A 13,202-nucleotide genomic window follows, 5' to 3' on the forward strand; every position below is an offset into this window, starting at 1 on the left:
AACTCGAACGGCAGCAACCCGTCTAGCACGCCATCGGTCAGCGTCAGCAGCTCTTCGCCAGTGACCATCGACACCGGACAGCCATTGGTGCAAGTCCGGGGTACACAGTCGGCACTGTCGCCGTTGGGATTTTTCGCCTGATCAGGCTTGTCGTCGCGAGGCTCATGCCGCTCCATTCGCGTCATGCCGTGGGACTTGTTGCGCGCAATGGGCGCCGGATTGGGCACCGTCAGTACCAGTGCATCCGCCGTGCGAATCTCCAGCGGAATGGCAGGTGTCGGCCGCAGCGGCGCCGGACGTGCATTGATCATCAGCGGTTTCAAAGCGCTCGCATGCCGGGTCAGATCGGGCGCCGAAGTCAGCTCCGCCAACCGCAACGCCGACGCTGCCAGCCACTCTCGGGCGCGCGGCGACTTGATCTTGCCCAGTACTTTGGTGCTCAACCGCAGCGGAACGCCCATGCCACCCGACACACACATCAGCAAAAAACTGATCAGCAGTTCGGCGCGAACTTCTGCCACCACCTCGGCCAGGTACTGCGGCGGCAGCATCTTCAGCCAACTGGTGAAGGCCGCCAGATGAATGAACAGCAACGGTTCGTCGCTGAGCATCAGCAAGCCATTGGCGATGGCCTCGGAGGACGCCTCCAGCAAGGCTTCCAGCTCGACGCCGGACAGGTACTGCAGAAGCTTTTCGCTGTTGGCCTGCCAATCGGCGAGCAGGGCGAACAGCTGTTTCACGTCATCCCAGACGCCATTCAGCGCAGTTTCGAAACCGCGCCAGTCGGCCTGCTGCAACTGACCGTAACGCTCCAGAAAACCCGCGCTGGAAAACTCGGCCCATTGCGGTTGAAACCCGACCCACTCCTCACGCAACCATTTTTCCAGACCATCAATGAGCCCCTGATACGAGGCATACAACGTCTGGATATGTGCGGTGGAAACATCGGGAAAGAAGGTGATGCGATAACGCTGGCCCCGGTCGCAGTTCTCGACCTCGAGAATGCCGCTGGGGCCGATGGTGTAATGCTGTGGTTCACCGAATTCCAGGACACCGTCGACGTCGGAAATGACCGGTTCCAGGGTCACCGGCGTATCGCCGATCGGCACGAAGCGTGCGGCTTCGAACATGTGCACCAGAGTCAGGGGGCCGGTGGCGGGGCACATGACCACGGAAGTACTGACGGGTTTTCGACTGCCAACCGGCGCACTGAGCCGAACATCGTTGCCGACCTCGAACACCTGGTCGACATCCAGCGCTGTTCCTGTCCAGAACTGCTCGGCCCAGCTTTCATAGTCATTGAGGCAGAGACGGAACTCCTGAAACAGCGTTTCGACGTCGGGCTGGTCAGGGTTCAGCGCAGCGACTACCAGCAAACCAATGCTGTTGTTCAGGTACAGGAGCCGATCGGATGGAAGCATTCGCAGTCACTCGCGCGCATCAAGGGAATGGCGCGAAACTTTGCGGGGGATCAAACAGGAAAGAAGTCAGGCAAGTAGGCGATGTCTGTAGGGCAATTCTCTAAATGTGCCTGGCAACGTTCGGCGGACAACCGACATTGCCCGTTGCTCAACCTCGGCGGCGCTCGTTATGCTGCTGAACCCTTTAATCAGATCCGAGCAGCGGTACCCGATGCCGCCTGGGATGTTTTTGATAACGGATCCGATGATGAATGCACCGCTGAAGGCGTTCGGCCCGATCAAGGCCGTGATTTTCGATATGGACGGTTTGCTGCTGGACACCGAGGGCATCTACACCGAGGTCACCTCGCTGATTGCCGAGCGTTACGGGCGGACTTTCGACTGGAGTATCAAGCAGAACATCATCGGTCGCGGTGCAGGCGATCTGGCGCGCTACGTGGTCGAAGCGCTGGACCTGCCAATCACCGCCGAAGAGTTTCTGGTGATTCGCGAGCCGCTGATGCGTGAGCGTTTTCCGACTGCACAAGCCATGCCGGGGGCCGAGGAGCTGATTCGTCACCTCAAAGCGCACAACATTCCGATTGCCGTCGGTACCAGTTCATCGCGCCAGTCGTTCGGTCAGAAAACCACCTTGCACCGAGACTGGTTCGCGTTGTTCGACTTCATCGTCACAGCGGATGACCCGGAAGTTGGCGCGGCCAAACCAGCACCGGACATTTTCCTCACCGCCGCTCGCCGCCTGGGTGTGGCGCCGGAAGATTGCCTGGTGTTCGAAGATTCGCCATTCGGCGTGACGGCAGCGAAAGCCGCCGGCATGACCGCCATCGCGATCCCTGATGCCGCCATGGCCGATGAAAAATACGCACACGCCGACGGGATTCTTCGTACGTTGAAAGCGTTCACACCGAGTGCATGCGGGTTGCCGGCGCTGGATTGGGCCTGATCAAACCGCAGACAAAAAAACGCCGCCCCTCTGTCAAAGGAGGGGCGGCGTTTTTCGTTATCGACAATCTGATCAATCAGGCGCCGAAACCACCGTCGATGCTCAGGCTGGCACCGGTGATGTAACCGGCTTCCGGGCCTGCGAGGTAGGCGACGAAGCTGGCGATTTCCTCGGCTTTGCCGTAACGACCGACCGCCATCAGCGGAATCAGGCTTTCGGCGAAGTCACCGTGGGCCGGGTTCATGTCAGTGTCCACCGGGCCGGGCTGCACGTTGTTGATGGTGATGCCCCGTGGGCCGAGGTCGCGGGCCAGGCCTTTGGTCAGGCCGACCAGCGCGGATTTGCTCATCGCATACACGCCGCCACCAGCGAAGGGCATGCGGTCGGCGTTGGTGCTGCCGATGTTGATGATGCGTGAGCCTTCGCCCATGTGTTTGGCGGCTTCCTGACTGGCGATGAACACGCTGCGCACGTTGATCGCCAGGGTCTGGTCGAAGTCTTCCAGTTTGAAGTCTTCCAGCGGGGCGACGGCCAGCACACCGGCGTTGTTGACCAGAATGTCGAGGCGGCCAAAGGTTTCGACTGTCGCGTTCACGGCGTTGCGGATAGCACTGGCGTCGGCACTGTCGGCCTTGATCGCCAGGGCTTTGCCGCCGGTCGCGGTGATGCTGTTTTGCAGTTCTTCAGCCTTGGCGGCCGAGCTGACGTAGGTAAAGGCAACCGCGGCGCCTTCAGCGGCCAGGCGTTTGACGATAGCGGCACCGATGCCGCGAGAGCCGCCTTGAATCAGAGCGACTTTACCGCTGAGGTGTTGAGTGGTCATGTTCGATCTCCAGAAATTTCAAGGCAGGCTGCCTTGTTGTGGTGTCGAGTATCTGCCCCTCGCCACCAGGCGAGTAGACCGTGGTTGCTATAGTCTGTGTAAACCAAAAGTTTATAGTGGCGGCCATGGAAACCTTCAGCAGTATCGAATGCTTCGTACGCAGTGCCGAAGTCGGCAGCTTTGCCGAGGCCGCGCGCCGCCTGAGCCTGACACCGGCCGCCGTGGGTAAAAGTGTGGCGAAACTGGAAGCGCGCCTCGGCGTGAGGCTGTTCCAGCGTAGCACCCGTCGGTTGACCCTGACGGAAGCGGGGCAACTGTTTCTGAGTGAGGTCAGCGGCAGCCTGACCACCATCCAGAACGCGGTGAACAATCTGGCCAGTGCCGGTGGTCAACCGGCCGGCACGCTGAAAGTCAGCATGGGCACGGTGTTCGGCCGCTTGTACATCGTGCCGTTGCTGGGGGAGTTCCTGACAAGGTTTCCGGCGATCAACCCTGACTGGCACTTCGATAACCGACAGGTCGATCTGATCGGCCAGGGTTTCGATGCGGCGATTGGCGGTGGCTTCGAGCTGCCTCAAGGCGTGGTGGCGCGCAGGCTGACGCCGGCGCATCGGGTGTTGGTGGCTTCTGCGGATTATCTGGATCGGCACGCGCCGATCAGCGAACCGGACGACCTCAAGCTGCACGAGGGCATCCTGATCCGCTCACCGCAGACCGGTCGCGTGCGCTCCTGGCAATTGACTCATCGCACCCAGCAGCACAGCCCGCTGACCCTCAAGGCGCGAATGACCATGAGCGATTCCGAAGCCGCCTGCGCCACGGCGGCGCAGGGGCTGGGGATTGCACTGGTCAGCATGCCGTTTGCCGTCAGTTATCTTGAGGCGGGAACGTTGCAGCGCGTCTTGCCCGACTGGTACGTCGATGACGGCAACATCTCCATTTATTACGCCGAACACAAACTGTTGCCGGGCAAGACCCGGGCGTTTGTCGACTTCATCATCGAGCAGTTTTCAACCCGGGGTCTCGCAGAGCGGTTCAACGCGCAAAACGTGCTGGCCAGCCGATGATGGTTTTCGGACGTGGCGTCGCATAGGTCCGTACCTTGGACGTCGACAGACCCAGGCGCACCAGCGATTCGGCGATGGTGACGGCAGCAGTGACGCCATCGATCACCGGCACCCCGGTACGCTGACGGATTTTCTCATCGAGCCCGGCCATGCCGCCGCAACCGAGGCAGATCACTTCAGCTTTGTCCTGAGTCACCGCCAGTTCCGCCTGATGCACGATCGCTTCCAGCGCTCGTTGCGGTTCGTGTTCCAGCTCCAGAACGGCAAGACCACTGGCACGCACCGAGGCGCAACGATCCCACAGACCGGACAGTTTCAGGCGATCCTCAATCAACGGCACTGTGCGATCCAGCGTGGTGACCACCGAATAAGCATGGCCGAGGAACATCGCGGTGCTGGCCGCCGCATCGGTGATGTCTACCACCGGCACATTGAGCAACTCCTGCAAACCTTCACGGCCGTGCTCACCGTAGCCGGCCTGGATCACCGCGTCGAACGGCTGGTCGTAGGACATCACCCGGTCCATTACGGCGATGGCCGCCAGATAACTTTCGAAATTGCCCTCGACTGAATCGGCGCCGAAGTACGGCGTCAGGCCGACGATCTCGGTGCCGGGGGAAGCCACAGCCTGTGCCGAGCGGGCGATGGCCTGGGTGATGGATTCGGTGGTGTTGACGTTGACCACGAGAATTCGCATGGGAAGTCCTTATTACGGTTGGTTCTGCGGCCCCGCGAAGGGCCGCCAAAAGTTTCAGTGGCTGACGTTGTCGACGGCGATGGCTTCACCGTCCACATCGGCGTAGTGCGGTTGGCGTTTGGCGATGATCAGGTAGAGCATTCCGGCAATGCCGGCACCGATCAGCCAGGAGAAGGGCGAAACGCTGTGGAAGCCCGGCACCAGCGCCAGGACGATGGCGATCAGCGCCGCCGGAATGAACGCCGCCACTGCCCGCAGGTTGACCCCGCGGCTGTAGAAGTACGCGCCGTTCGGGTCTTCGCTGTACAACTGCGGCACATGGATCCGGCCTTTGCGGATCAGCCAGTAGTCGACCATGATCACGCCGTACAACGGGCCGAGCAGGGCGCCGAGGCCGGACAGGAAGTACACGATCACCAGCGGGCTGTTGTAGAGATTCCACGGCAGGATCAGCACCGCAATCGTTGCGCTGATCAGCCCGGCGCGGCGGAAGGTCAGGTACTTCGGCGCCAGGTTGCTGAGTACAAAGGCCGGGGCGACGAAGTTGGCCATGATGTTCACCGCCACGGTGACAATCAGGAACGCCAGGCAGCCGAGCACCAGAAAGAACGTGTTGGGGATCGAGGCGATGATCTCGGTCGGGCTTTCGATGATCCGGCCGTTGATCTGAAATTGCGCTCCGCACAGCAGGACGGTGATCCCGGCGAACACCAGAATATTCACCGGCAGGCCCCAGAAGTTTCCGACCTTGATGGTTTTGCGGCACGGCGAAGAACGGGCGAAGTCGCAGAAGTTGAGGATCAGCGTGCCGTAGATCGCCAGCCACAAGGCGCCGCCGGCAAAAATGTTGCGCCACATCTCGCCGCCGGTCAGCGGTTCGCGGATCGACCAGGCAATGGTCGCGTTGGCCTGGGTGTACATCCACGCGGCGAGGCAGGCGACGGTCAGCAGAATCACCGGCCCGGCGAAGGCTTCGTAGCGACGAACCATCTCCATGCCGTAGGCCAGAATCCCCAACTGCACGAACCAGATTGCCACGAAACACACCCAGCCCAGGCTCGACAGACCGAGGATCGAGTTGTGGTCGTAGTCGGCGAAACCGGGGTGAACCGCTGTGAGCAACACGCGAAACACCACCGACGCCAGGTACGTCTGAATCCCGAACCAGGCGATGGCGATAATTGCCCGGATCAACGCAGGAATCTGCGCCCCGTGAATGCCAAAACTGATCCGGCTGATGACCGGAAACGGCACCCCGGTTTTCTGCCCCATGTAACCGGACAGGTTCATGAAGAAGTACACCAGCGCCGCGCCGATCCCCAGCGACAGCAGAATCTGCCAGCCGCCCAGACCCAGGGCGTACAGACCGATGGCAAACGAATAGTTGGCGATGTTGTGCACATCGTTGGTCCACAGGGCAAAAATGCTGTATTTGCCCCAGCGCCGTCCTTCGACCTTGGTCGGTGCGAGGTCACTGTTGTGCAGACGCGGGCTCAATTGCAGCGGTTCGACGATGCCGTCAGCGGGCACGGTGTGATCGAGGGTTGAGGAGGAGGGCAGATTCAGCGCGATGTTGTTGTTCGAGAGACTCGTACGCATTCCGGCAGGCTCCTGATGTTCGGGCCGCGATGACTGTGCATGAGCGCTCAGGCTCGGCAGATCTTCGTCGCGGCGGTGAAACATCACTGGTTACGGGGCATCTGCAGCCTGTACGGGATAGGGCGCTTCAGGCTTGCGGATCGAAAGTGTGGGTTCATGTTTCGCAGTTTTGTATACAAAACATGTATGCACTTAAGCCAGATCTGTGCCAGCCAGCGATCTATGAAAAGGACCGCTGATTTCGAAAAGTTATTGAAGTGCGCTAAGTCGCTGAAATTCAGGCGATATAAATTGACCGTTCGAACAGGTATTTATTTTTCGGAAGGGATTTTGGCGGACGCCGGAAGGGATCGCTTTGGGAGCGGGATGTAACTTTTCAGGGCGCAGAAACGAAAAGTGCACACATAAATGGCACCGATGGTGACATTCGTGTGTACACATTTTTCATGTCTGGCAGAGACAACTGTGGGTCGAACGGTTTACGCCTTGCTGATGATATTTCCCGCATGCAACCCGCATTCTTTCTGGGTCGCCTCTTCCCACCACCAGCGGCCTTCGCGCTCGTGCTGGTTTGGCAGCACAGGGCGGGTGCACGGTTCGCAGCCGATGCTGATGAAGCCGCGCTCGTGCAGGCTGTTGTACGGCAACTCCAGCATGCGGATGTAGCCCCAGATTTCCTCGCTGGTCATCTGCGCCAGCGGGTTGAACTTGTACAGGGTGCGCTCCGGGGTGGAGAACGCGCTGTCGATTTCCATTACCGCGACCGCGCTACGGGTGCCGGGGCTCTGGTCGCGGCGCTGGCCGGTGGCCCAGGCTTTGACGCCGGACAGTTTGCGGCGCAGCGGCTCGATCTTGCGGATGCCGCAGCACTCGCCATGGCCGTCCTTGTAGAAGCTGAACAGGCCTTTTTCCTTCACGAACGGTTCGAGTTTCGTGTAGTCCGGCGAGACCAGTTCGATGTCGATCTTGTAGTGCTCGCGCACCTGATCGATGAACCGATAGGTTTCCGGGTGCAGACGGCCGGTGTCGAGACTGAACACCTTGACGTTCTTGTTCAGCTTCCAGGCCATGTCCACCAGCACCACATCCTCGGCGCCACTGAAAGATATCCACAGGTCATCACCGAACTCGGCGAACGCGAGCTTGAGGATGTCTTGCGCGGATTTGTTGGCATAGGTCGTGGCGAGTTCCACGACGTCGAACGTTGGGCTCATCAGGGCGGCTTCCTACAGGTCGGTGGCGCTGGGCGCTCTATATGGCGGCGATGTTAACAAAAAGCGGCGCAGGCCGGGGGCCACTCTGCGTTGCGTGGCCCGGAACGAGCCGCTAGAGTTCGGGCTCGCTCGACTCAATAAACATTACAAACGGAGTGTCCTGTGGAAATTGCCTGTCTTGATCTTGAAGGGGTGCTGGTACCGGAAATCTGGATCGCCTTCGCCGAAAAAACCGGAATCGAATCGCTCAAGGCCACCACTCGGGACATCCCCGATTATGACGTGCTGATGAAGCAGCGCCTGCGCATCCTTGACGAGCATGGCCTCAAGCTTTCGGACATTCAGGAAGTGATCGCCACCCTCAAGCCGCTGGACGGTGCGGTGGAGTTCGTCAACTGGCTGCGCGAGCGGTTTCAGGTGGTGATTCTGTCGGATACCTTCTACGAGTTTTCCCAGCCGCTGATGCGTCAACTGGGCTTCCCGACCTTGCTCTGCCACCGTCTGATTACTGACGAAAGCGGGCGGGTGACGAGCTATCAGTTGCGTCAGAAAGATCCGAAACGTCAGTCGGTCCTGGCCTTCAAAAGCTTGTATTACCGGGTGATTGCGGCGGGGGATTCCTACAACGACACCAGCATGCTGGGCGAAGCGGATGCGGGGATTCTGTTCCATGCGCCGGATAACGTGATCCGGGAATTCCCGCAGTTTCCGGCGGTGCACACGTTTGCCGAGTTGAAGCAGGAATTCCTTAAGGCTTCGAATCGCGACCTGTCCCTTTAGTCATTGCCCATGATCGTTCCCACGCTCTGCGTGGGAATGCCTCAATGGACGCTCTGCGTCCGCTTTGGGACGCAGAGCGTCCCGGGCTGCATTCCCACGCGGAGCATGGGAACGATCAAGTCCGCGAAGTTTTCAGAGGTTCTGCAAGGTTTCGAGCAGGACTCTGACCTTTGTGATCGACTCCTGATACTCCGCCTCCCAGTCCGAATCGGCGACGATCCCGCCACCGCCCCAGCAACACACCTGGCCATCCTTCACCAGCAGGCTGCGAATGGCGATGGAGCTGTCCATCTCGCCGCGCACGTCCAGGTACAGCAACGAACCGCAATACAAACCGCGTCGAGTCGGCTCCAGTTCATCAATGATCTGCATCGCACGAATCTTCGGCGCTCCGGTGATCGAGCCGCCGGGGAAGCTGCCGGCAATCAGGTCCAGGGCATCGCGATCATCCGCCAGTTCGCCGGTCACGCTGCTGACCAGGTGATGCACGTTCGGATAGCTTTCCAGGCTGAACAACTCCGGCACTCGCACGGAGCCGATTCGGCAGGTGCGGCCCAAGTCGTTGCGCAGCAGGTCGACGATCATCAGGTTTTCCGCGCGATCCTTGGGGCTGGCCAGCAGTTCGGCAGCGTTGGCGGCGTCTTCGGCCGGGGTCGCGCCACGGGGGCGAGTGCCTTTGATCGGGCGGGTTTCCACCTGACGCTGGCTGACTTTGACGAAGCGCTCGGGTGACAGGCTCAGCACCGCATTGCCGTCGGGCAGGCTCTGGAATCCGGAAAACGGTGTCGGGCAGGCTTCGCGCAATTTGCAGTAGGCCAGCCATGGATCGCCCTGGCACGGCGCGCGGAAACGCTGGGCGAAATTGACCTGATAGCAGTCCCCGGCCTGGATGTATTGATGAATGCGTCCGAGTGCTTGGCGGTACTCATCGGCCGAGAGGTCGGCTGCCATCGGGCTGTTCAGCTTGAACGGGGTCAGCTTGCCGACTGCCGGTTGGCTGAACACATCGATCAGGCGTTGTTTTTCGCTAACGCTGACCGACGGGTGAAACACCAGCTGGCTGGTGGCCTTGTGGTGATCACTGATTAAAGCCCAGTCGTACAGACCAAAACGCGCATCCGGCAGCAGCAGATCATCCAGCGCCTGACTCGGCATGTTTTCCAGATGCCGGCCGAAGTCATAGCTCAGGTAACCGATCAGGCCACCGGCGAACGGCAGTTCATAGGCGTCAGGCAATTGCGCGTCGCCCAACCGCGTCAGATTATCCCGCAGGCGTTGCAGGAAACTCTCGCCGCGCTCGTCCGGCAACACCGCCAGTTGTTCCAGCGGCCAGGCACTGAGCAAGTCATAACGGCCACGGTCGGCACTCGGCCGGCCACTGTCGAGCAGCACGGCGCCGGGCGCATGGCGGACGGCCGCGAAATAGTCGGCGGGGTTGGCGCGGTAGGGCAGCGGGTGTACGGAACAGGTCAACATGGGCGGGGCAGATCGGCCATCGAGGCGGGGTGGGGATTGTAGTCCCCTCGGGGAATTGCTCCTAGAGGGGATGTCGGGGATTGGCAGATCAGAGGCCGGTAACGCGACTCAGCCCTCGACCGCCGGAATATGCCCAAACAGTTCCTGAGCAAATGCCACGCGCTCTTCAACCGACTCAGTCACACCACGTGCCTTGAGGTCTTCCAGATGCGCTTCCACCGCATGGGTGCGCAACGTCAGCCCGCAGTCGTTGGCAATCTGGATATTCAGCCCCGGCCGCGCATTCAGCTCGAGAATCAGCGGACCTTTCTCCTGATCCAGCACCATGTCCACACCGATATAACCCAGCCCACACAGCTCATAACAACCGGCCGCGAGCTTCATGAAACCGTCCCAGTAGGGCAGTTGCACGCCGTCCACCGCGTTGGTGGTGTCCGGGTGTTTGGCGATGATGTTGTTCAGCCAGGTGCCGCGCAAGGTCAGGCCGGTGGCCAGGTCGACACCGACGCCGATGGCGCCCTGGTGCAGGTTGGCCTTGCCGCCGGACTGACGGGTCGGCAGGCGCAGCATGGCCATCACCGGGTAACCCATCAGCACGATGATGCGGATGTCCGGCACGCCTTCGTAGCTGATGCTCTTGAAGATCTGGTCCGGGGTCACCCGGTACTCGATCAGCGCCCGGTCGCGGTGGCCGCCCAGCGAATACAGGCCGGTGAGGATGCTGGAGATGTGATGCTCGAGCTCTTCGTGCGTGAGGATCTTGCCCGACACCGTGCGATAGCGACCCTCGAAACGGTCGGCGATGACGATGATGCCGTCACCGCCGGCGCCCTGGGCCGGCTTGATCACGAAATCGCTGCGCCCGCCGATGATCTCGCTGAGATTGTCGATTTCCTTCTCCGTGGAAATCACGCCATACAGTTCCGGCACATGAATGCCGGCCTTGATCGCGCGTTCCTTGGTGATGATCTTGTCATCGACGATCGGGTACAGGCTGCGCTTGTTGTACTTGAGCACGTAGTCCGCGTTACGCCGATTGATGCCCATGATGCCCCGGGCTTCCAGGGCCTTCCAGGTCTTCCAGAAACCGAACATCAGGCGTCAGCCTTCTTCAGGAAGGCTTTGAAGCGCACCAGTTCGGTCAGGCGGTAACCGCGATAGCGACCCATGGCCAGCATGAAGCCCACCAGGATCAGCAGAATCGCAGGGAAGGTGAACACGAAGTACACCAGCTCCGGAACGGTCATGATCAGGTGCGCCAGGGACGCCGCGAACAGTGTGCCGATCGCCACTTTCAAGGCATGGCTGGCGCCGCGCTCTTCCCAGGTGATCGACAGGCGTTCGATGGTCATGGTCAGAATCACCATCGGGAACAGCGCCACCGACAGACCGCGCTCCAGACCGAGCTTATGACTGAACAGGCTGATCGCCGCGATCAGCACCACCACGAAGGTCAGCACCACCGACAGTCGCGGCAGCATTTGCAGCTTCAGGTGTTCCAGATATGAACGCAGCGACAGCCCCAGCGCCGTGATCACCGTAAACAACAGGATGCCGAAGCCCAACTGAGTCTCGCGGAAGGCCAGGGCGATCAGCACCGGGGTGAATGTGCCGAGGGTCTGCAGGCCGATCAGGTTGCGCAGGATCAGGATCACCAGCACGCCGATAGGGATCATCACCATGATCATGAACGTCTGCTGGGTTTGCAGCGGCAGGCCGTACAGTGAGTATTCGAGGAAGTTGGCGTCGGTGTTTTCGTCGGTCAGCTTGGCCAGACGAATCGCGTTCATCTCGCTGTTGTTCAGGCTGAAGGTCACGTTGGCTTTCTTGCCGCCGTCGACGGTGATCAGGTTTTCATCGCCGCTCCACCACAGCAGACGGTCGGTCGGCAGGCCTTGTTCGCCGGTTTCCGGGTTGAAGTACAGCCAGTCGGTGCCATTGAAGCTGCGCAGCCACAGTTCAGGGGTTTGCGGCTGATCGGCGACGAGGCGGATGGTGTGGACCTTTTCCACCGGCACGTGGGCGATGGACAGCAGCAGTTCGACGATTTTCGCCTTGTGCGGCGTCGACGGATCGCCGGCCAGCAGCAGTTTCACGTTGTCGTCGTTGACGTTGTTGACGCGTTTGATTGCCTCGCCAATAAAGGTTTCGACGTCGGCCGAGTGTTGGCGGATCGGCGCGAGCAGGGCTTCGGCGGCGATTTTTTCCGGGCCTTCGATGGCCATGCTGTCGCGGAAGGTCGGGCCTTTGATCTTGGTTTTTTCAGCGGTGTAGCGCTTGGTCAACACCAGACGGTAATACAGGGTCTGGTTGCCCTTGGCCCGGCGCGCCGACCACGTGACCTTGCGGTTGCCGTCGACACGGTTGACCGCCACGCCGTAGTTATTGGAGATGAAGCTTTCATTGAGGCTGACGTAATCGCGGCTCAGGGGCGGCACGAACATCTGGATCTTCACTGGATCCTTGGTGCTGGCGACGAACTCGACCTTGGCGTCGATGTTCCACAAGTCGTCGGTGGCGTCTTCGGTCACCGGGATGCCGAGCACGAAAATCTGATAGGCCGTAACCGAAACGCCCAGGAGCACCAGAATGGTGATCAGGATTTTCAGGTGGAAGGTTAGAGAACGCATGGAAATTACTCGGCGGTATGAGCGGCGATGGCGCAGGCGGGTTTGCCGGCAGCGTATTTAAGACTGGGATCGACCAGCGCATCGAAGCGTTTCAGCGCCTCGGAGCCGATCAAAAGCGGGTATTGGAACGCACTGCGGTCGGTCAGGTTCACTTCGATGCTGCGCATTGCCGTGCCCATGCAGATATCCAGCTCGATCACCGGGCGCGCGGTGTACTTCTTGCCTTCTTCCGGGTCGTAGTCGCCGGCGCGGCGCTTGATCTTGCTGACCCGGGCCAGCGGCCGTTCGATCGGGTGCGAATGCGCGGCGTCGATGGCCAGGTAGAAACGCACCCAGGACTCGCCGTTGCGCTTGAAGCGTTTGATGTCGCGAGCGCTCAGGGAGGCGGTTTTCGCCCCGGTGTCGAGTTTGGCCGCCACTTCCAGGTTGATCCCGTCGAGGGCGGCGTATTCGTTGAGGCCGTACACAGTCTTTTCCCCCGCCACAGCCAGGCTGGGCAGGCAAAACAGATAGAAAAAGGTGGGGAAGGGCTTGAGTCTCATAAATCCTGGC

The 13,202-nt window shown here is 60.5% G+C and carries 11 protein-coding genes and 1 pseudogene; 3 read left to right on the forward strand and 9 right to left on the reverse strand.

Features of this window, described 5'->3' with window-relative positions; all coding sequences use genetic code 11:
* Positions 1–1,421 (reverse strand): annotated as a pseudogene (locus tag AC07VV_RS24435) (type IV secretion protein Rhs); the annotation flags it as partial.
* A 247-nt stretch (positions 1,422–1,668) separates the two neighbouring features.
* Between AC07VV_RS24435 and AC07VV_RS24440 the strand changes: the two are divergent.
* Positions 1,669–2,364 (forward strand): HAD-IA family hydrolase, encoded by a 696-nt coding sequence (locus AC07VV_RS24440; RefSeq protein WP_007960113.1) that lies wholly within the window; start codon positions 1,669–1,671, stop codon positions 2,362–2,364.
* 76 nt (positions 2,365–2,440) lie between these two features.
* Here AC07VV_RS24440 and AC07VV_RS24445 read toward each other — a convergent pair whose 3' ends face one another.
* Entirely contained in the window at positions 2,441–3,187 is a 747-nt protein-coding gene (locus AC07VV_RS24445; protein ID WP_096822535.1) for a 3-oxoacyl-ACP reductase family protein, read from the reverse strand.
* A gap of 125 nt (positions 3,188–3,312) precedes the next feature.
* On the opposite strand from AC07VV_RS24445, the gene AC07VV_RS24450 reads away from it, so the two are divergent.
* Complete coding sequence (locus tag AC07VV_RS24450; RefSeq protein WP_495037697.1) at positions 3,313–4,254, forward strand: LysR family transcriptional regulator; 942 nt, start codon at positions 3,313–3,315, stop codon at positions 4,252–4,254.
* Here the strand turns inward: AC07VV_RS24450 and AC07VV_RS24455 are convergent.
* The 3 genes from AC07VV_RS24455 to AC07VV_RS24465 all read right to left on the reverse strand — a co-directional run bounded on the left by AC07VV_RS24455 (position 4,223) and on the right by AC07VV_RS24465 (position 7,764).
* Positions 4,223–4,951: an aspartate/glutamate racemase family protein gene (locus AC07VV_RS24455; protein ID WP_085711883.1), complete on the reverse strand. Its 729-nt coding sequence runs from the start codon at positions 4,949–4,951 to the stop codon at positions 4,223–4,225. The two genes, AC07VV_RS24450 and AC07VV_RS24455, sit on opposite strands and share 32 nt — an antisense overlap.
* 54 nt (positions 4,952–5,005) lie before the next feature.
* A complete protein-coding gene (locus tag AC07VV_RS24460) occupies positions 5,006–6,550 on the reverse strand; it encodes an NCS1 family nucleobase:cation symporter-1 (RefSeq protein WP_495037698.1) in 1,545 nt (514 codons plus the stop codon).
* A 479-nt stretch (positions 6,551–7,029) separates the two neighbouring features.
* Positions 7,030–7,764, reverse strand: a complete 735-nt coding sequence (locus AC07VV_RS24465; RefSeq protein WP_085711886.1) for a phosphoadenylyl-sulfate reductase — start codon at positions 7,762–7,764, stop codon at positions 7,030–7,032.
* 162 nt (positions 7,765–7,926) lie between these two features.
* On the opposite strand from AC07VV_RS24465, the gene thrH reads away from it, so the two are divergent.
* The gene (gene thrH / locus AC07VV_RS24470; protein WP_495037699.1) at positions 7,927–8,544 is read left to right on the forward strand and encodes a bifunctional phosphoserine phosphatase/homoserine phosphotransferase ThrH; all 618 of its coding nucleotides are present in this window, start codon (positions 7,927–7,929) and stop codon (positions 8,542–8,544) included.
* A 132-nt stretch (positions 8,545–8,676) separates the two neighbouring features.
* On the opposite strand, the gene pabB is transcribed toward thrH, so the two are convergent.
* The 4 genes from pabB to rloA all read right to left on the reverse strand — a co-directional run bounded on the left by pabB (position 8,677) and on the right by rloA (position 13,192).
* Positions 8,677–10,020, reverse strand: a complete 1,344-nt coding sequence (gene pabB, locus AC07VV_RS24475) for an aminodeoxychorismate synthase component I (RefSeq protein ID WP_495037700.1) — start codon at positions 10,018–10,020, stop codon at positions 8,677–8,679.
* A 108-nt stretch (positions 10,021–10,128) separates the two neighbouring features.
* Positions 10,129–11,115 (reverse strand): alpha-L-glutamate ligase-like protein, encoded by a 987-nt coding sequence (locus AC07VV_RS24480; RefSeq protein WP_495037701.1) that lies wholly within the window; start codon positions 11,113–11,115, stop codon positions 10,129–10,131.
* Complete coding sequence (gene rloB / locus AC07VV_RS24485; protein WP_495037702.1) at positions 11,115–12,650, reverse strand: osmotic stress tolerance membrane protein RloB; 1,536 nt, start codon at positions 12,648–12,650, stop codon at positions 11,115–11,117. Before rloB ends, AC07VV_RS24480 begins: the two co-directional genes overlap by 1 nt.
* Before the next feature lie 5 nt (positions 12,651–12,655).
* Entirely contained in the window at positions 12,656–13,192 is a 537-nt protein-coding gene (rloA, locus tag AC07VV_RS24490; RefSeq protein WP_096822528.1) for a retropepsin-like aspartic peptidase RloA, read from the reverse strand.
* Positions 13,193–13,202: the final 10 nt, after the last annotated feature.

It is taken from the genome of Pseudomonas sp. GW821-FHT02C04 (assembly GCF_059421845.1).

Coding starts and splice junctions, on each gene's coding strand:
- AC07VV_RS24445 (WP_096822535.1), bottom strand. CDS start 3,187: ATGACCACTCAACACCTCAGCGGTAAAGTCGCTCTGATTCAAGGCGGC.
- AC07VV_RS24460 (WP_495037698.1), bottom strand. CDS start 6,550: ATGCGTACGAGTCTCTCGAACAACAACATCGCGCTGAATCTGCCCTCC.
- AC07VV_RS24480 (WP_495037701.1), bottom strand. CDS start 11,115: ATGTTCGGTTTCTGGAAGACCTGGAAGGCCCTGGAAGCCCGGGGCATC.
- rloB (WP_495037702.1), bottom strand. CDS start 12,650: ATGCGTTCTCTAACCTTCCACCTGAAAATCCTGATCACCATTCTGGTG.
- AC07VV_RS24465 (WP_085711886.1), bottom strand. CDS start 7,764: ATGAGCCCAACGTTCGACGTCGTGGAACTCGCCACGACCTATGCCAAC.
- rloA (WP_096822528.1), bottom strand. CDS start 13,192: ATGAGACTCAAGCCCTTCCCCACCTTTTTCTATCTGTTTTGCCTGCCC.
- AC07VV_RS24450 (WP_495037697.1), top strand. CDS start 3,313: ATGGAAACCTTCAGCAGTATCGAATGCTTCGTACGCAGTGCCGAAGTC.
- AC07VV_RS24455 (WP_085711883.1), bottom strand. CDS start 4,951: ATGCGAATTCTCGTGGTCAACGTCAACACCACCGAATCCATCACCCAG.
- AC07VV_RS24440 (WP_007960113.1), top strand. CDS start 1,669: ATGAATGCACCGCTGAAGGCGTTCGGCCCGATCAAGGCCGTGATTTTC.
- pabB (WP_495037700.1), bottom strand. CDS start 10,020: ATGTTGACCTGTTCCGTACACCCGCTGCCCTACCGCGCCAACCCCGCC.